The sequence below is a fragment of the Pseudoalteromonas sp. S3260 genome, from assembly GCF_005886925.1.
Taxonomy (GTDB): Bacteria; Pseudomonadota; Gammaproteobacteria; order Enterobacterales; family Alteromonadaceae; genus Pseudoalteromonas; species Pseudoalteromonas tetraodonis.
This window is the reverse complement of the sequence record NZ_PNCV01000093.1, coordinates 1-18,801: the sequence shown is the minus strand read 5'-3', so window position 1 is coordinate 18,801 and position 18,801 is coordinate 1. Positions and strand designations below refer to the sequence as shown.

At 40.5% G+C, this 18,801-nt stretch carries 21 protein-coding genes; 13 read left to right on the top strand and 8 right to left on the bottom strand.

The features are described from left to right. Nucleotides 1-518: 518 nt before the first annotated feature. Both CWC14_RS19205 and CWC14_RS14945 read left to right on the top strand, forming a co-directional pair. Entirely contained in the window at nt 519-686 is a 168-nt protein-coding gene (locus CWC14_RS19205; RefSeq protein WP_007375427.1) for a hypothetical protein, read from the top strand. A 122-nt stretch (nt 687-808) separates the two neighbouring features. Beyond that, nucleotides 809-1,642, top strand: a complete 834-nt coding sequence (locus CWC14_RS14945) for a transporter substrate-binding domain-containing protein (RefSeq protein ID WP_138563640.1) — start codon at nt 809-811, stop codon at nt 1,640-1,642. Between the two features lie 50 nt (nt 1,643-1,692). Here the strand turns inward: CWC14_RS14945 and CWC14_RS14940 are convergent, their stop codons facing one another. The 5 genes from CWC14_RS14940 to rnm form a co-directional block, all read right to left on the bottom strand. After that, a complete protein-coding gene (locus CWC14_RS14940) occupies nt 1,693-2,274 on the bottom strand; it encodes a YceI family protein (protein ID WP_013465075.1) in 582 nt (193 codons plus the stop codon). 1 nt (nt 2,275) lies between these two features. After that, nucleotides 2,276-2,827 carry a cytochrome b gene (locus CWC14_RS14935; protein WP_076922262.1) on the bottom strand — a complete coding sequence of 184 codons (552 nt, stop codon included), beginning with the start codon at nt 2,825-2,827 and terminating at the stop codon, nt 2,276-2,278. Nucleotides 2,828-2,974: 147 nt separating this feature from the next. Continuing rightward, entirely contained in the window at nt 2,975-3,817 is an 843-nt protein-coding gene (locus CWC14_RS14930) for a segregation and condensation protein A (RefSeq protein ID WP_138563638.1), read from the bottom strand. 2 nt (nt 3,818-3,819) lie between these two features. Further along, nucleotides 3,820-4,440, bottom strand: coding sequence for an L-threonylcarbamoyladenylate synthase (locus CWC14_RS14925; protein WP_013465078.1), 621 nt, complete (start codon nt 4,438-4,440; stop codon nt 3,820-3,822). After that, a complete protein-coding gene (gene rnm, locus CWC14_RS14920; RefSeq protein ID WP_138563636.1) occupies nt 4,437-5,291 on the bottom strand; it encodes an RNase RNM in 855 nt (284 codons plus the stop codon). The genes CWC14_RS14925 and rnm overlap by 4 nt, the downstream gene beginning before the upstream one ends. Nucleotides 5,292-5,735: 444 nt before the next feature. Between rnm and CWC14_RS14915 the strand changes: the two genes are divergently transcribed. Genes CWC14_RS14915 through trpA form a run of 6 tightly spaced genes read left to right on the top strand, consistent with a single transcriptional unit; the run spans nt 5,736 to nt 12,323 of the window. Next, entirely contained in the window at nt 5,736-7,304 is a 1,569-nt protein-coding gene (locus CWC14_RS14915) for an anthranilate synthase component 1 (RefSeq protein WP_138563634.1), read from the top strand. 1 nt (nt 7,305) lies between these two features. Then, the gene (locus tag CWC14_RS14910) at nt 7,306-7,908 is read left to right on the top strand and encodes an aminodeoxychorismate/anthranilate synthase component II (protein WP_013465081.1); all 603 of its coding nucleotides are present in this window, start codon (nt 7,306-7,308) and stop codon (nt 7,906-7,908) included. 10 nt (nt 7,909-7,918) lie between these two features. Next, entirely contained in the window at nt 7,919-8,956 is a 1,038-nt protein-coding gene (gene trpD, locus CWC14_RS14905; RefSeq protein ID WP_036982479.1) for an anthranilate phosphoribosyltransferase, read from the top strand. Beyond that, entirely contained in the window at nt 8,949-10,313 is a 1,365-nt protein-coding gene (gene trpCF / locus CWC14_RS14900; protein ID WP_138563632.1) for a bifunctional indole-3-glycerol-phosphate synthase TrpC/phosphoribosylanthranilate isomerase TrpF, read from the top strand. The genes trpD and trpCF overlap by 8 nt, the downstream gene beginning before the upstream one ends. 7 nt (nt 10,314-10,320) lie before the next feature. Further along, nucleotides 10,321-11,505 (top strand): tryptophan synthase subunit beta, encoded by a 1,185-nt coding sequence (gene trpB / locus CWC14_RS14895; protein ID WP_036983443.1) that lies wholly within the window; start codon nt 10,321-10,323, stop codon nt 11,503-11,505. Beyond that, complete coding sequence (gene trpA, locus CWC14_RS14890) at nt 11,502-12,323, top strand: tryptophan synthase subunit alpha (RefSeq protein ID WP_138563630.1); 822 nt, start codon at nt 11,502-11,504, stop codon at nt 12,321-12,323. The genes trpB and trpA overlap by 4 nt, the downstream gene beginning before the upstream one ends. A gap of 73 nt (nt 12,324-12,396) precedes the next feature. On the opposite strand, the gene CWC14_RS14885 is transcribed toward trpA, so the two are convergent. Together CWC14_RS14885 and CWC14_RS14880 are read right to left on the bottom strand one after the other, a co-directional pair. Next, nucleotides 12,397-12,975, bottom strand: a complete 579-nt coding sequence (locus CWC14_RS14885) for a type 1 glutamine amidotransferase domain-containing protein (RefSeq protein ID WP_138563628.1) — start codon at nt 12,973-12,975, stop codon at nt 12,397-12,399. A 222-nt stretch (nt 12,976-13,197) separates the two neighbouring features. Further along, a complete protein-coding gene (locus tag CWC14_RS14880; RefSeq protein WP_054201048.1) occupies nt 13,198-13,467 on the bottom strand; it encodes an HU family DNA-binding protein in 270 nt (89 codons plus the stop codon). Between the two features lie 231 nt (nt 13,468-13,698). On the opposite strand from CWC14_RS14880, the gene CWC14_RS14875 reads away from it, so the two are divergent. Continuing rightward, complete coding sequence (locus CWC14_RS14875) at nt 13,699-14,340, top strand: CPBP family intramembrane glutamic endopeptidase (protein ID WP_138563626.1); 642 nt, start codon at nt 13,699-13,701, stop codon at nt 14,338-14,340. Nucleotides 14,341-14,394: 54 nt separating this feature from the next. Here the strand turns inward: CWC14_RS14875 and CWC14_RS14870 are convergent, their stop codons facing one another. Continuing rightward, nucleotides 14,395-15,819 carry a sodium-dependent transporter gene (locus CWC14_RS14870; protein WP_010390240.1) on the bottom strand — a complete coding sequence of 475 codons (1,425 nt, stop codon included), beginning with the start codon at nt 15,817-15,819 and terminating at the stop codon, nt 14,395-14,397. 188 nt (nt 15,820-16,007) lie between these two features. Between CWC14_RS14870 and CWC14_RS14865 the strand changes: the two genes are divergently transcribed. The 4 genes from CWC14_RS14865 to CWC14_RS14850 all read left to right on the top strand — a co-directional run bounded on the left by CWC14_RS14865 (nt 16,008) and on the right by CWC14_RS14850 (nt 18,743). Further along, nucleotides 16,008-16,310: a YciI family protein gene (locus CWC14_RS14865; protein WP_138563624.1), complete on the top strand. Its 303-nt coding sequence runs from the start codon at nt 16,008-16,010 to the stop codon at nt 16,308-16,310. A 163-nt stretch (nt 16,311-16,473) separates the two neighbouring features. Then, the gene (locus CWC14_RS14860) at nt 16,474-16,734 is read left to right on the top strand and encodes a PepSY domain-containing protein (protein WP_138563622.1); all 261 of its coding nucleotides are present in this window, start codon (nt 16,474-16,476) and stop codon (nt 16,732-16,734) included. A 3-nt stretch (nt 16,735-16,737) separates the two neighbouring features. Continuing rightward, nucleotides 16,738-17,412: a response regulator transcription factor gene (locus CWC14_RS14855; protein ID WP_010390247.1), complete on the top strand. Its 675-nt coding sequence runs from the start codon at nt 16,738-16,740 to the stop codon at nt 17,410-17,412. Further along, a complete protein-coding gene (locus CWC14_RS14850; protein WP_041708929.1) occupies nt 17,406-18,743 on the top strand; it encodes an ATP-binding protein in 1,338 nt (445 codons plus the stop codon). The genes CWC14_RS14855 and CWC14_RS14850 overlap by 7 nt, the downstream gene beginning before the upstream one ends. The last annotated feature ends 58 nt before the right edge of the window (nt 18,744-18,801 follow it).

Genomic DNA, 18,801 nt, shown 5'->3' with positions numbered 1-18,801 from the left:
ACCAGATCTCAGGTTAAATAAGAAAATTGTATAAACCTAATGCAATACCAACCCCAAAGCACAGCAGCATAATCATGTTATCTGATGTTTTTTTTCACAAAAAAATCATCATAAGGTGAAAGCACTAATTTAGGTGGGGTGTAAAAGTATTCACTTTGAAATTTTGCAATTAACATATAGGAACGATTAGGCGTCAGCTCGGTTCAAAGTATTTTAATAAATTGCTTGCAAAGTAAAATGTTGTGAAGTAGTATCGCTGCTTGGCTATAAAAAGCCCTAGCGGTTAACCTCTTTACCCTGATCCAGTAAGCCCCGCAAAACGTATATTCAAAAGCTAAGTTATTGTACGGCGAGAACCCCTATTAATACCTTGATGATTTATTTTTAATATCATCGTAAAAGTGTCATAAAGATCGTCAACACTGTAATGAAGCTAAACACAATTAGATTATTTATCATCTGTAATGTGCTTTAAGAAAAAGCCCAGAATAAATAACAAAAATAAAGTGAGTTTTATTATGTCATACAAATATAACGGATCTATGATCCAAATAGCACATCCAGTGCAATCAATTTCGGTTAACAAACATCGTGTAATCTTCAGCGATACACAAGGTTTGAAAAATGCATTGTTTCAAAAAGCAAGTGATGCACGTCAATTTGTAAAGTGGCTCAAAGCCAGCTAATTATCATTGATAAGTTAAACACTTATAAATAAATCTAAATGCCAGCGTGAAGCTGGCATTTTACTTTTTGGTGTATTATTGACTACACTTAAATCCTTGTTTATTTATTCGTTGTAGTGCAAATGCGGTTTTCGTGGTTAATACTGTTAGTCTGTGTATTTTTAAGCACAAAGTGTAATGCCAGAACAATAAAATGGTTAACACATGATTTTGCGCCCTACTACATTATAAGCGGGCCGAACAAGTCCCAAGGTCGTGACGAAAGTATTATTTCGCTTTTAGAACAGCAGCTGCCGCATATTATCTTTGAAAAAGTGATCATCCCCTCAGGTAAAGTGATTCAGGAACTCGCAAACCTGCAGTCTAATGCCTGTGCTTTGTCGCTCTATAAGAATAAATACCGCGAAGAGCGTGTTTATTTCACACATCAAAGCTCTACAGCAGGGCTTTCGCCATCGATTGCCATGCATACCAAGCTAAGTAGTGCGCTTGAGATTGAAGACGCAAAACCGGTGTCATTAACCAATTTATTAGTTAATAAAAAGCTTACCTTAGGTGTATCTATGAATCGCTCCTATGGCAGTGAAATTGATAAAATAATCAACACCACACCCGGTATAAATCTGGTCATTCGGCCAACCCGCGATACCCTCAGTACGTTAACATATATGCTTAACCTTAAAAGAATTGATATTTTATTAGGTTACCCAAGTGAACATTATTATTTAGCAAAAACAATGGGCTTTACTGATAATTTAACCCAGCGGGTGCTCACTGAAGCACCAGAAATAAGTTACGGTTACATTGGCTGTACTAAAAACGAGCAAGGTGCAGAGGATATTGCTACGCTTAATCAACAACTCAAACTGATTAAGCAGACTGAAGACTATAAACAGATATTAACTCGGTGGTTACCAAGTCATTTCAAACCCAAATTAGAAGCGCATTTACAATAATAAAAAGCTAAGCGTGCTACTAATTAGCGCTTAGCTTTTTTAAAATAGTCTTACTGGCGAATACCTTCAATAAATAAACCAATATCAACATGGGTAGATGCTGGGCCTAAGTTATAGTCAATACCGTAGTCGGCCAGTTTTAAGCTAGTTTCTCCTTCAAAACCAACACGGTAACCACCCCATGGATCTTTACCTTCACCAATTTTATCTATTTCAAAGGTAATTGTCTTCGTAACACCGTGTAGAGTAAAGTCACCGGTTACTGTGGCTTCTTCACCGTCTTCGTCAAACTTAATCGCTGTACTCTTAAAGCTTGCCTGTGGGTATTTGCTTACGTTTAAAAAGTCACTACCACGTAAGTGTTTATCACGTTCTGCGTGATTTGAATCTAGGCTTGCCGTATCAATATTTACACTAATTTGAGACGCATTTGGATTTTTAGCATCGTAGTTAAATTTGCCATCAAAGGTATTAAAACGACCGTGCAGCCAGCTGTAGCCTAAATGTTTAATCTTAAAGTTTACAAAAGCATGCGCACCTTTTGTGTCAATAACATAATCTGCGGCATTCGCAGTGGTCGCTGTCATAAACATCGCTGCTGATAACGCTGAAGTTAAAAATAATTTTTTCATTTTAATCATCCTTTTGTAATGTGATCATTCTAATTAATGTTTTATCTTTATCGATAAAGTGATGTTTTAGCGCACCTAACACGTGCAATACTACAAATCCAATTAATAAGCATGCGCTATAGAAATGGATTTGCCCGGCTATATCAGCCTGAGAATCAAACGCAAAGTCGATAGCTTTTACATAAAAAAAGCCAAATACTTCTATGGGTCGTCCATCAGCCGTCGAAATTAAATACCCTGACACTATAATGATCAGTAAAAACAGATACATTAAAATATGTGCTGTTTGGGCTAATTGATTTAACTGCTTGTTACTGCCAATCGGACTTGGTTTAACACTAAAGTGTCGCCATAGCAGCCTAAAAACAAAAACCGCTGCTAAGCTAAGGCCAATGCTTTTATGTAGGTCTAATGATCCTTTATACCAACTATCATAATAAGTCAGCTCAACCATATATAAACCTAAACCAAACAGACCAAACACGGTCAGCGCCATTAGCCAGTGTAAAAATATAGCCACCACGCCATAGCTGGTTTTTGAGTTTTTAAACATTCCCTACTGCCAATCTCTTATTTAGTAATAACACTACGATATAATGATTAAGTGGTGATTAAAATAGCATATGTAAACACTTATCGTGCGTATACGCACAGTAAATGATATAAGGTTAGTATAATTGCAAATAACGTTGAGAAGGAATTAGCTAGCAGCTGACTCGTTAAGAGACACGTATATTTGGCTATTAGGTTCAACCTGCAAGCAGGCAATCAGGCCCTCTTTTATTAGTTCTAACATAGCGATAAAACTAACAACAACCCCACTGCGTCCCTCTTCAAAGGTAAATAGTTGAGTAAACGCAACCGGCGTTTTTGATTGGGATAAGGTATTTAAAATCAAGCTCATGCGCTCACGCGTTGAAAGGCTTTCAGCGCTAATTAAATGATGCTCGAATGTTTTTGCACGCGCCATGACATCGCTTAGCGCTAACAATAAATCTTTAATTGCCAGTTCAGGTAATGGCTGGTTTTTTTCTGCTAGTTCTGGCACGCTTGCCTGCGCTATAAAGATATCGCGGCCAACACGAGGTAGGCTGTCTATATTTTCGGCCGCTTTTTTAAATTGTTCGTACTCTTGTAAGCGTTTTATAAGTTCGGCGCGGGGATCGTCTTCTTCTTCTAACTCTTCATGAACAGGCAGTAACAGCCTAGATTTAATTTGGGCCAGCAATGCCGCCATTACTAAATATTCACCCGCGAGTTCTAGCTGGAACTCGCTCATCATTTCTACATATTTTACATACTGCTCAGTAATGCTAAAAATAGACAACTCAAGAACATCTAGCTTATGCTTTTTAATTAGATAAAGCAGCAGATCCAAAGGCCCTTCAAAGGTTTCTAAAATAACTTCAAGCGCATCAGGCGGGATATATAAATCTTCGGGTTTATCGACAACGGCTTTACCATGTAAAAAAGCCAGAGGCAGCTTTTGCTGCAGTGGCATATCAGGTGTTGGCGTTGATGATAGCGTCTCAGACTGTTTCATTGTTATTCAAATGGCGTTGTATCACCGCAACCAACACGAAGAATTTGAATATCATCTTCTGATAAATCAATCACTGTGGTCGCCTGCTCAGGTAAATACCCACCATGAATAATTAAGTCCACATGTTTATCAAGGCGCTCTAAAATGTCATCGGGATCAGCTTGAGTAAACTCTTCGCCCGGTAAAATAAGTGAGCACGACATTAAGGGTTCACCCAGCTCAGCTAATAAAGCACACGCTATTGGGTGCTCTATAACACGTATGCCTATGGTTTTTTTCTTGTCGTTTAATAACCGCTTAGGCACTTCTTTTGTACCTTTAAAAATAAACGTGTAAGGCCCTGGGGTATTATTTTTAATAAGCCTAAACATTTGGTTATCAACACGCGCATAAGTAGACAGCTCAGATAAATCACGGCATACCAAAGTAAAATTGTGATGTTTTTCAATACCACGAATACGTTCAATGCGCTCTTTAGCTTGCTTATTACCTAAATTACAGCCTATCGCGTATCCTGAATCTGTAGGATACACAACTACGCCGCCTTGTTTAATAATATCAACAGCTTGAGAAATTAATCTAGGCTGTGGATTATCTGGATGTATATGAAATAATTGACTCATAATGCAACTCCTTCGTGCTTTTCCCATGTTTGCCAAACCCCTTGGCAATCTTTAGGTAAGTATAAATTTTTTCCAAGTTCTAAATAGCTAGTCGGAAAATGAAAATCAGAGCCTTGTGAGCAAAGTAGCTCGTATTCTTGGCTCAATAGCCCTAAAAACTGACGTTCACTTGGCGTCTGCTGCGGCTGAGCAACTTCCATTGCATCTCCGCCTACTGATTTAAATTCCACTAACAATTTACGTAGCCACTTGTTCGACATTTTATAGCTACTTGGGTGCGCTAAAACGGCCACCCCACCTGCGGCATGAATCGCCGCAATAGCTGTTTGCATATTACACCAATTACTTGGCACGTAACCGGTTTTACCTCGCCCTAAATACTTTTTAAATACCCCAGGAAAGTTTTTAGCTACACCACGCTCAATCAATGCTCTGGCAAAGTGAGCGCGGGTAATTTGTGCATTTTCGGCCAGCTCGCGAGCTTGTTGGAAAATACCATCGAATCCGTTTTTATTTAGTCGATGGCCAATCTCTATTGCGCGGGTTTCGCGTTTTTGCTGCTGCTCGCTCAGTAATATATGCAAGGTACTATCGTTGGTATCAATATTTAGTCCAACAATATGAATTTCAAAACTTTCCCACTTGGTTGATATTTCAACCCCGTTAATAAGTTTAAGCGGCAAATTTTCACTTTTGATAAAAGCCCGTGCAGGTTCAATAGCAGCCACCGTATCGTGATCGGTAATAGCAAATACATCAATATTTTTGTCGACTGCTCGCGCTAATAATTCCTCAACGGTTAAATGGCCGTCTGAGTGCGTGGTGTGGCTATGTAGGTCGTATTTTATCAAATGAAAACTACTTAAATTTAGGGTTTAACGGTGTTTCACCCAGTATAACAAGTTTTTTAACTAAATTGTTTTAAATAAACACTTGACACAAAAGCAGTTGATACGTTTTACTGTAGCCACTTTTAGACATTAAAGAATTAACAACAATGAAAAATACAATTCACAACATCATTTGGTGGTGGCACTCTTAAAATCAAGGGTGATGAATTGTCGTGTCTAAACAAAAAATTCTAACCCGCTACCATGCGGGTTTTTTTATAACTAAATTTTGCAATACAAAATTAACAGGAATTAAAAACATGAATAACGTAAACACTCTTACACATCATTGGTGGTGGCGCCTGGCATAGCGGGACGGTAATGGTCTATCTATAATTTAGACATCGTTATTCAAACCCCGCACTGCTTAGCATTGCGGGGTTTTATTTTTTTAGGGGATGAGGTTTGATTTTTAGTCATATAACAACAACACCAGGTGAAGTGACCAGCATAACGCAAGTACGAGACTACATAAGTAGCCCACTTGCATTGTATGCCGCACTTGATAAACCTAACTCACTATTACTTGAATCTGCAGAGATAGATTCTAAAGATAGCGTAAAAAGCTTAATACTCGTTGATTGTGCACTGCGTATTGTCTGCCAAGGCAATCAAGTGAGCGTAACAGCACAATCAAATAACGGGCAGCAGTTACTCAGTTATTTACAAGCTAATGTAAAAAACTGCGCATCACAGTTATCCGATACCACACTAACACTGGCGTATCACCCAACAGATGACACAATAGACCAAGCCAGTAAGCTGATTGCAGATAATGCTTTTAGCGCATTACGCACCTGTTTAAACAGCATTAAAAGTACCACTAACAATCCATTCTCGGTGTTTTTAGGCGGTGTATTTGCCTACGACATGGTGGCTAATTTTGAACAACTCACCGATGTACCCGACGGGGAAAACACCTGTCCAGACTATGTTTTTTATTTAGCAGAAACTCTGGTTGTTATTGATCATCAAAAACAAACAACGGAATTAATTGGTAACGTATTTAATGGCCCTGATGTACATGCAAACTGCTTTGAAGTAGGCAAACAATTAGAGCGCTTGAATACATTATGCAACCATGCTGCTGATTTCAGCGCACCAAGCCAAACTGGCGACTGCCCAGTGAGTGTTGATATTAGTGATGAGCAATACTGCCAGCAAGTAATTAAGCTCAAGCGACACATAGTCGATGGCGATATTTTTCAAGTGGTGCCCTCTCGTACCTTCTCACTACCCTGTCCTGACTCTTTACATGCCTACAGCCAGCTAAAAAAACAAAACCCTAGTCCGTACATGTTTTATATGCGCGATGAAGATTTCTCATTATTTGGCGCATCTCCTGAGTCCGCGCTTAAATACGAAGTTAAATCCCAACAGGTCGAGGTTTATCCGATTGCCGGCACACGCCCTCGCGGCAAATTTGCTAATGGACAAATCAACCCTGATTTAGATAGCCGTATTGAGCTTGAGCTTAGAAACGATCAAAAAGAACGTGCAGAGCATTTAATGCTGGTTGATTTAGCGCGTAATGATGTGGCGCGCATTAGCGTGCCGGGTACGCGCCATGCCAAAGAGCTATTAAAAGTAGACCGTTACTCACAAGTAATGCACTTAGTGTCGCGCGTGGTGGGGAAATTAAAACCCGAACTAGATGCCCTACATGCTTATCAAGCCTGTATGAACATGGGCACATTAGTGGGCGCGCCAAAGGTAAGAGCTGCAGAGCTTGTGCGCCAAACCGAAGGAAAGCGCCGCGGCAGTTATGGCGGCGCAGTTGGCTATTTAACTGGTGATGGTGCAATGGATAGCTGTATTGTTATTCGTGCAGCCTTTGTTAAAAATAATATTGCTTATGTGCAAGCTGGCGCTGGGGTTGTGTTTGATTCAGACCCAATGTCAGAGGCTAACGAAACCCGCGCAAAAGCACAGGCAGTGATCACCGCGATTAAATCGACATATGAGGCTGTATAAAATGAGTGAAGCACACCCTATTAAAATTTACTTTTTAGATAACTTTGACTCATTTAGCTATAACCTTGTTGATGAACTAACAATGCTAGGTGCTGAGTTAGTTGTTTACAGAAATAACATTAGCGCTGAAGTAATATTCAACAAAATGCAGGCAGAGCACAAGCAGGTATTACTGGTTTTATCGCCAGGCCCAGGGGCACCCAGTGATGCGGGCTGCCTAATGGAATTAATTAGCTTGTGCAAAGGTAAATTTCCAATGCTAGGCATTTGTTTAGGCCAACAAGCACTAACACAAAGTTACGGCGGAGTAATCGGTCATGCTGGTGAAACCGTACATGGTAAATCATCAATTATTGAGTTAGACGATCACCCGGTGTTTAACGGAATGGGCAGCACTATGCCAGTGGCGCGTTATCACTCATTAATGGCCACAAAAGTACCTGATAACTTAGCGGTTATTGCAAAGTATCAAGATATTCCAATGGCTATTTATCATCATCAAGACACTGCGCTGGGTTATCAATTCCACCCAGAATCTATTTTAACGCCCAATGGCGCTATGCTGCTGCAGCAAAGCGTTGCCTATTTAACGCGTGCCAAATAAAGGGAACATTATGACTACACAATTACAAAACTCGCTTAATGTTCAACAGGCTATTGAGCACGTTATTGCCAAGCAATCATTGAGCTATGCACAAGCAAAAACACTTTTTGATCAAATTATGCAAGGGAATATGAGCGATATTGAGCTCTCTGCACTGTTAATTAGCCTTAAAATGAAAGGTGAAATAAGCGATGAAATCGCCGGTGCCGCGGCCTCAATGCGTGAAAACGCCGTGGCATTTATAACCAATAAAACTCAACTTGCCGATAGCTGTGGTACCGGTGGCGATGGTTCGAACACTATTAATATCAGTACAACCGCGGCAGTTGTGGCAGCCGCTGCCGGTGTTAATATGGTAAAACATGGCAATCGCAGTGTATCAAGTAACTCAGGGTCTGCTGATTTACTCAAAGCCTTGGGGATCAATATTGATATGACTCCCACGCAAGCGGCTAAATGCCTTGAACATACAAATTTTACCTTTTTATTTGCACCGCACTATCACAGCGGCGTGCGCCATGCGATGAACGTACGAACCACTTTAAAAACCCGTACTATTTTTAATATTCTTGGGCCGCTAGCTAATCCCGCGGCCCCAGATGTTCAATTACTGGGGGTATACGATGAATCTTTGTGCCTACCTATGGCGCAAACTCTTCATACTCTGGGCACTAAGCGCGCTATGATAGTTCACGGCTCTGGCACCGACGAAATCGCCTTGCATGGCCCAACACAGGTTGTTGAGCTGGATAACGGCAAAATCACCCAATACACACTCAACCCTAGTGATTTTGACCTTGCAAACTATTCACTTGAACAATTAGCCGGTGAAGGCCCACAATACAATGCAAACGCCAGCCTTGCCATTTTACAGGGCAAAGGTAGCGAGGCACATAACGCCGCTATTATTGTTAACGTTGCTGCATTGCTGTACTTAACTGGCCAAGCACAATCGTTAAAACAAGGTGCACAAATAACACACTCATTATTACGTTCAGGCAAGGCCATGGACACACTAAATGCAATTATTGAGGTAAGTCATGGCTAATGTATTAGACAAAATTATTGCCGATAAAAAAATAGAACTCATTGAACGCAAAGCAGCGCGCCCACTTGAGAGCTTTAAGCATCAAGCTAAACCCACCACACGTAGCTTTTATCAAGCGTTAGCGGCACCTGGCACGCAGTTTATTTTAGAGTGCAAAAAGGCATCGCCTTCTAAAGGGTTAATTCGTCAGCCGTTTGATTTAACAGAAATCACCCAAGCGTATAAGCAGTATGCCACTTGTATGAGTGTATTAACTGACGAAAAGTACTTTCAGGGTAGCTTTGATTACCTTGAGTTTGTGCGCAGCCAAGTAGAGCAGCCACTTATTTGTAAAGACTTTTTTATTGATGAATACCAAGTCTATATGGCACGTATTTATGGTGGTGACGCTATATTACTGATGCTATCAGTGCTTGACGATAAGCAGTATAAAGCACTGCATGCCGTCGCCGATTCGTTAAATATGTCGGTACTAACTGAGGTGAGTAACGAAGAAGAAGTGCATCGTGCACTGGCACTCAATGCACAAATAATAGGTATTAATAATCGTGACTTGCGCGATTTAAGCACCGACTTAGCCACAACCGAACGACTACGTAAACTTATTCCTAACGATAAAGTGGTTATTTCAGAGTCAGGTATTTATACCCATCAAGATGTAAAGCGTTTAGCGCCTTTATGTAATGGATTCTTAATTGGCAGCTCATTAATGGCTGAGGCTGATTTATTACAAGCGTGTCGCCACGTAATCCTAGGCGAAAACAAAGTCTGTGGATTAACCCGTAATCAAGATGCCATTGCGGCTTACGACAACGGTGCCCTTTATGGCGGATTAATTTTTTATCCAAAATCACCGCGCTTTGTCGATTTAGATTGCGCCAAAGAAATCAGCCAAAGTGCCCCTTTAAAATTTGTTGGGGTGTTTGTTAATGCCGCCATAGCAGAGGTTGCTGAGCACGCTAAACAACTAAAACTGTCTGCTGTTCAATTACATGGCCAAGAAGATGAACATTACATTGCATCCTTACGTAATGAACTACCACGTCATTGTGAAATATGGAAAGCACAGGCCATCAAAAATGCTTTACCTCAACCGATTACAGGAGCCGATCGCCATTTATACGACACCCACAGTGATTCACTGGCTGGCGGCACAGGCAAAACATTTGATTGGTCGGTACTTCGCGATGCCACGACCCCATTTATGCTTGCTGGCGGCTTAAACCCAGACAATATTAGCGATGCACTTTTTCAAGGTGCTCTTGGGCTTGATTTAAATTCAGGTGTTGAAGAGTCTCCAGGTAAAAAGTGTGCAAACAAACTACATCATGCTTTTACAAGTATCAGAAATTATTGAGGTTAAAATGCAAAATCCAGCTTATTTTGGCGAGTTTGGCGGTATGTTTGTACCCCAACTGCTTGTCCCTGCGCTTAAGCAGTTAGAAAACGAATTTAATAAAGCACAAAAAGATCCTGAATTTCAGGCAGAGCTAAGTAAATTACTCAACGAGTATGCGGGTCGTCCTACCCCGCTTACTTTAACGCGTAACTTAGTTAAAAACCCAAAAGTAAAACTGTACTTAAAGCGTGAAGATTTACTCCACGGTGGTGCGCACAAAACAAACCAAGTTTTAGGCCAAGCACTACTTACCAAACGTATGGGTAAAAAAGAAGTGATTGCTGAAACAGGCGCCGGCCAGCACGGCGTTGCAACGGCACTTGCCTGTGCGTTACTTGGACTAAAATGCCGCATTTATATGGGTGCAAAAGATGTTGAACGCCAACAACCAAATGTATTTAGAATGAAGCTAATGGGCGCTGAAGTTATTCCGGTAACCGCAGGCTCGGGTACATTAAAAGATGCGGTTAACGAGGCACTGCGTGATTGGTCTGCCAATTATCAAGAGGCTCATTACCTTTTAGGTACTGCAGCGGGTCCTCACCCATTCCCGACTATTGTACGTGAATATCAAAAAATTATTGGTGAAGAAGCAAAACAACAAGTACTTAAAGCCGAAGGCCGTTTGCCTGATGCGGTTATTGCGTGTGTAGGCGGTGGGTCTAACGCAATTGGTATGTTTAGCGATTTTATTGATGAGCCAAGCGTTAAACTCATTGGCGTTGAACCTGCAGGTAAAGGGTTAGACACGCACGAACATGGCGCAACTATCTGTAAAGGAACAAAAGGTATTTTGCACGGTACTTACACTTATATTATGCAAAATACAGATGGCCAAATTGAAGAGTCTTACTCTGTATCGGCGGGACTAGATTACCCCGCAGTTGGCCCTCAACATGCCTTTTTGCACGAAACTGGCCGTGCTCAATATGTCGGTATTACCGACACCAAAGCACTTGATGCCTTTCAAGCATTAGCTAAACACGAAGGGATTATTCCTGCGCTTGAATCAAGTCATGCGCTAGCCTATGCTCTCGAATATGCAGAAGAGCAAACGCAAGACAGTATCATTGTTATTAATTTAAGTGGTCGTGGCGACAAAGACTTAGCCCACGTACACAAGGTATTATCAGAGGAAGGTCAACTATGAGCCAGGTAAAAACTGACCGTTATGGACAAATGTTTGCCGCGCTTAAAGAGCAAAACCAAGGTGCTTTTGTGCCGTTTGTAACCATTGGCGATCCAGGTAAAGCGCAAAGCATTGAAATTATTAAAAGTTTAATTGATGGCGGCGCTGACGGGCTTGAATTAGGTATTCCGTTTTCCGACCCGATTGCCGATGGCCCTGTGATTCAAAAAGCCAATATTCGTGCCTTAAACGTGCATATTAATACGCAAGACTGCTTTGATATTATTAAAGAGATCCGTGAATATAACGCCGACATTCCAATTGGTTTGTTATTGTATTCAAACTTAATATTTAAACGTGGCTTAGAAAAGTTTTACACCGATGCAAAAGCAGTGGGTGTTGACTCTATTTTAGTGGCTGATGTGCCATTGCATGAGTCTAAAATGTTTAGAAAAGCAGCCATGGCCAATGGTATAGACCCGATTTTTATCGCTACACCGAACGCCAGTGACGATACCCTGCGTGAATGTGCCTCATACGGCCGTGGCTACACCTACTTGCTTTCTCGCGCAGGGGTAACAGGTACAGACACGAAAGCACAAATGCCAGCAACGCATGTGGTTACGCGTTTGCAAGAGTACCACAGTGCGCCTGCGTTATTAGGCTTTGGTATTTCAACGCCTGAAGATGTAAAAGCGGCACTTAAAGCCGGTGCTGCGGGGGCTATTTCGGGCTCTGCTGTCGTAAAAATCATTGAAGCAAACTTAGATGATATAGACGCGATGACCTCGCAGCTAAAAACATTTGTAAGCGATATGAAAGCCGCTACTGCGCTTTAATAGCGAGCTGTGTTTTATCATTATCAATAAAAAAGGGCATATAACATGCCCTTTTCTATTTAAAAGCCCACAGCTAGTGCGCTTGGTGCTTACCTTCGAGTATTTCTTCAATAAATTTTGCATTAAATGCATCTAAATCTGCAGGGCTGCGACTAGTGACTAAGCCGTTATCAACACACACTTCTTGATCTACCCAATGAGCTCCGGCGTTAATTAAATCGCTTTTAATACTAGGGAAAGAGGTCACTTTTTTATCTCTGAGCTTGTTAATCTCCGCGAGTAACCACGGCGCATGGCAAATAGCGGCCACGGGTTTGTTTTTCTTTGCTCCAAAAAAACCATCTACAAATGCCTTAGCATCCGAGTCTTGGCGTAAGCTATCGGGATTAAACAAGCCACCAGGCAGTAAAAGCGCATCGTAATCACCGGCATTTGCATTGGCTGCTAATTTATCAACAGCAACTTTTTCACCCCACTTGTCTTCATCCCATGCGGTGATCTGCCCTTCTTTAATAGAAACAACATCTATATCGGCGCCCGCCTCAAGTAATGCAGCCTGTGGCGAGAGTAACTCGCTTTGCTCAAACCCATCGGTGGCTAAAATGGCAATTTTTTTACCTTTTAAACGATTACTGTTATGTAAGTTACTCATTAAATACTCCTTATTTATTCAATACATAACCGTATTTGCATATCACATACCAAACATAACACGCTGAATATAATAAGATTTTATAAAAGGTAATATACAAGTAATGTAAATTATTTACACTGATTGCAGATACTACAGGCAAAAGTAATAAAGCAAAGAGCCTGTAAGCTAAATAGTGGCTTTTGGGGAAGAAGCGAACTTAACAGGCACTAAAGTTTTAAATTAAAGGCGCTCTTTTAACGCTTTTGCTGGTTTAAATACGGCTTTATTAGCCCCTTGTATTTCAATCGCTTCACCAGTTTGTGGATTACGACCAGTACGCGCTGGGTAGTAACTAAGTGCAAAAGTACCAAAGCCTGAAATTTGTACCTGATCGCCTTCAGACAGCGACTTTGTAATCACTTTTTGTAAGCTGGTTAACGCAGCTTGTGCGTCTTTTTTTGTTAATTCACTCGCATCCGCAATAGCTGAAACCAATTCTGCTTTATTCATTTTTTGCTCCTAAATACACGCCTAGGCTTAAACCTATTAACGTGGCAATACAATGATGTAAAAATAAAAGCAGGCAGGCTAAGGGTTGCAAGGGGGTAAGTCAACCTTAACTGGGAACCAAGTGCCTTAGTGAGACTCATTGGGTTTAAATATAATCAGCTTGACTGTTTTATAGTCATAAAGATGACTTAATCGTTTGCTAAGGTGAAATAAAAATCACCGTGAGCAAACGTGAACGCTAATCAATACCGCTGGTTTGAATTTACCTTTATTTTTATCATTCTGCCTTTAATTGGCTTTAATATTCGCCAATATATATCTAACTGGCTTATTCCAGCACTGATCATCCTCATGAGTGTGTGCTGTATGTTGTTATTAAACGACAGCCACTTTAAACGTTTTAGATTAACTAGCTTGGGGCAGTTTTCTGCTGTGAAGCGCCGCATGTTTAGCTTTTTCTTTATTGGCGCGTTATTTTCGGGGGTATTTTACAACTTACTTTACCAAGGACACTGGTTTACTTTACCTCGTGAAAATCTCACCGACTGGCTAATGCTATTAATGCTCTACCCTTTATTGTCGGTGATCCCGCAAGAATTAATATTTAGAACCTACTTTTTTCATCGTTATAAGCGCATTATGCCCAGTAAATGGCTACGCATTATTATAAGTGCGAGTGTATTTGCACTGGCACATATTGTTTACGCTAATTGGGTTGCAGTAAGTTTAGCATTTATAGGAGGATTACTATTTGCATATACCTACGCACAAAGTCGCTCAACTTTTGCCTGTGTTCTTGAGCACAGCTTATGGGGAATATGGATGTTTACCCTAGGGATGGGTGACTATTTAGACTCTGGCGCACTGAATTAACAAACAGCAATAAAAAAGCCGCGACAGGCGCGGCTTATTTAGATTTAGTTTAAATTAAAAACCAAAAATACTGATATCAAAAAACTTCGTTGCAACGGTATTTACAAAAATGATTAATAATATCGCTGGAATAAAGGTTTGCAGTGAAAAGTTAACGTACTTTTCCATAAAGCTATTAGCATAATTAGGAGAGCCTTGTCTTAGCTCTTCGCTTAAGCGAACTTTTTTCCACTTATACATTACAAACAAACACACCATTAAACCATTTAAAGGCAATATTGTGTCGTAAAATACGTCATAAACAACATCAAAAAAGCTCTTATTACCACTACCGTAGCTAGTAAAAGTAGTTAGGCTGTCAATCATACCAAACGACATAATACACAAAATAGTTAATATACCGGTTGATAAAGTGAGTATGCCCAGCGCTTTTTTACGGCTAATGCCTTTACGATCGCTTAGTGTTGCTGTTGGTACTTCAACAATAGATACCAGTGATGTGATAGCAGCAAAAAATACCAATAAGAAGAAAATAAATGCCACGGCTGATGCGCCAAAATAGCCAATATCATTTTGTAACGCTAATAAAATTTTTGGAAGGTAGACAAAAATCATTGAAACTGACGAGTCAGATAACTTAGCCGGGTCGGTATTTGGGTCAAAGCTAAAAATAGCCGGTAACACCATTAAGCCTGCTACAAACGCAACCAGTGAGTCGGTAATAGCGACCATTTTAGCACTGCCTACAATGTCATCTTTTTTCGAGATATAAGATGCATAGGTAATTAAAATACCCATACCTAACGACAATGAGAAAAACGCTTGGCTCAATGCGCCATTCAGCACGCTGGCATTCATTTTACTAAAATCAGGAATAATATAGTACTTAACACCGGCCATGGCGTTATCAAGAGTGAGTACGTAACCCACCAATATAATAAGCATGACAAATAAAGCTGGCATTAAAAATTTAGCTGCTTTTTCTATGCCGTCTTTTACGCCACCGACCAAAATTAGGTTAACAATAACTACTACCAGCGCCATATAACCAAACACGGTATAGCTATTTATAAACTCACCAAAGTGTCCAGGGTTTGCCAGCATATCTAAATTACCCAGCGCGGTTTGGCTCAAGTAACCAAAAATCCACACCGTGATCACCATATAAAAAACAGCAATCATAAACGGCGTTAATACCGCTAAAAAGCCAGCAAATTTCCATTTTTTGTCGTTATTAGCTAATTTTTTGTATGCACCCAGCGGGTCTTTTTGTGCATGACGACCCATGGCCATTTCAGCCATCATTACGGGTAAACAAATGAATGCGACAAACAAAGCATAGACGAGCAAAAATGCACCACCGCCATTCTTAGTCGCAGAAACAGGAAAGCCTACTAAGTTACCAATACCCACAGCAGAACCCGCCGCTGCTAATATAAATCCTAAGCGGGAGCTAAAGTGCTCTCTATTTTCACTCATGTAATAACCTTGTTATTATTTATCTTATCCAAGGGACTCTACCAGTGTTACACAACGCTTTTCAAGCAATTACCGCGTAAAAAAACATTCTTGCTGTAAACATCGCCATAAACACTTTTAATTCACCATTTATCAACGCTATGCTAGTATGCAGTTAATTAAATTTAACAAGTTTTGAGAGTATTTTTATGTTGTATATGATTTATTCAACGGACGTCCTGAACAGCTTAGAGCACAGAAAAGCCGCTCGCCCTGCTCATTTAGCACGTTTACAAACGCTAGAAAACGAAGGTCGACTATTAACAGCCGGCCCCCTTCCAGCGGTTGATAGTGAAGACCCTCAAGATGCAGGCTTTACTGGCTCTTTAGTGATTGCTGAATTTAACTCTTTAGAAGATGCCAGAGAATGGGCCGCAGATGATCCTTATGTTGCGGGTGGCGTATATGAAAACTCAATCGTTAAACCATTCAAAAAAGTGTTCCCTGCTTAACATTAACGTGAGTTCCCTTGTTTAACTGCAACCAGTAATTCAGGGTTTGTTCACTCATTTTTAATTAGACTTTGTCTTATAAAAATTTAAATACTCAATAGAGTAATTAAATTTTAGTGGCTTAGTTTTTTAGGCTAAGCAGGTATGTTCTAGGAGTTTCGTAATGCGTGTATTATTAACACTCAATTTAATTGCTGTTTTTTGTTTGGCTAATGTTGCCCATGCAGATAATACTAACAGCACACCCGATAAAATTGAGATAAGCAAAAAGAAAGCAGTAATACTTGCAAAACAAACCACAGACGGTACAACATTAAAAATTTCAGAAGAAACACAATTTTATACAGTACGAATTTTAAAAGCTGACGGCCACGTCGTCGATTTGAAGATAAACAAAAAAACTGGCGAAGTGAAAAAGGATTAACCAATGCGAATTTTAGTAATAGAAGATGATTTACATTTGGCAGATAATCTGCGCAATGCATTAGAAAAAGAGCGTTACAGTGTTGATTTATGTCACGACGGTGAAGCGGGCCTTTTTCACATCACTGAATACCCTTTAGATATGGCTGTAGTTGATTTAGGCTTACCTAAAATAGACGGTATTGAGCTAATAAATAAAGCGCGCGCCCAAGGGGTGACTATTCCTATTTTGATTTTAACCGCGCGCGATCGCTGGCAAGACAAAGTAGAAGGCCTCGATGCCGGTGCTGACGACTACCTAACTAAACCATTTCATGTTGAAGAACTCATTGCTCGCTGTAATGCGCTTATTCGTCGAAGTGCAGGTAAAGCAAACCCAGAAATGACGGCCGGCCCTATTAAAATTCATACGCGTTCACAACAAGTATGGGTAAACGACAAAGAGCTGAGCTTAACTGCGTATGAGTACAAAGTACTCGAATACTTAATGGTTAACCCACAAAAAGTAATTTCAAAGTCTGAGCTTACAGAGCATATTTACGACCAAGATTTCGACCTTGATTCGAACGTCATTGAAGTATTTGTATTACGTTTACGTAAAAAACTCGACCCAGACGGCGTGCTTAACCCAGTAGAAACACTGCGTGGGCGTGGTTACAGGCTTAAAAGCCAGTGGTAGGACCGCAAGTTTCGTTAAAAATAAGGCAAGGATTTATCCTTGTCTTTGTTTTGTTAGTCGCCCTACCCATTTTGTTTTACTCCATAGGTAAAGCGTATTATGCGTCACTTGTTGATGCCACCGAAAAAAATCTCGAAGCACACCTGTATTCACTTATTTCCGAAGTTGATTTTACCGAGCGCGGCATTATTATGCCCAGCTCTATATTAACCCCCGAACTCAACAATCTAAACTCAGACACCTACGCCATGATATACCGTGACGACGTGCCTATTTGGCATTCTGAGTCGGCGGTTAACGTTAACTTTGTTCCCCAATATATAGAGCCCAAAGCAGGCGCTGCCGACTTTAGACGTGTGGTGTATAACAACACTGCTTATTGGCAATTAAGTTTAACGGTAATACTTAATAATATTGACCAATCAGAGCAAGCACGCTTTATTTTATTAAAACGTAACGATGCCCTACTGCGCTTAATGGATGGCTTTAAACAGACCCTAGTTGATTGGATGTTTATAATGGGAATTGCCATTGCAGGGTTAATGGCCATTGGTTTTATTTGGAGTGCAAGGCCACTGCAGCGTTTAGATAAAGAAATAAAAGCAATTGAATCAGGCGATATTCAAGAAATTAAAGGCTTATACCCCGTTGAACTGCAAACGATTAAAGCCGACCTAAATTTACTGTTAGAGTCGCAGCAACGTCAAAAAGAACGATACCGCGCCTCTCTTAGCGATTTAGCCCATGCACTTAAAACGCCGTTAGCTGTTTTAAAATCAAGCCCACTCGCTAACGATGCAGATGCACAAGAACAACTCGACAGAATTAATGTGATGATCGAGCACCAATTAAAACGTGCCGCCACGGGTGCTTCCGATACATGGAAAAAACAAACCCCCATCAAGCCGGTTATCGATTCTATCTTAAGCGCAATGAGTAAAGTATACCGCGATAAAGACATTATATTTAACTGCCAAGTGAGCGATAAAGATTACTTTTTAGGTGATAAAACCGATTTAATGGAGTTATTAGGCAACTTAATAGATAATGCCTGTAAAGCCTGTCGCTCCCAAGTCAGTATTAATGTTTCACAAGCTAAAACGCTCAGTATAAGCATTTGTGATGACGGCCCGGGCATTAAGCCAGATAAACGCGAATCGTTATTACAACGCGGTACGCGCCTAGATACCTACGAAAGCGGCCACGGTGTTGGTATGGCTATTGTATCTGACTTGGTTAAGTCGTATCACGGGCTGTTAACTATATCTCAGTCGCAACGTTTAGGCGGTGCAAAATTTATTCTCGAGTTTAATTACCATGAAAAAAAGTAACTACATCTTTTGTTTTAGCTTAAGCCTTTTATTTTTAGGCTCTATTTGCGTTAGTTGT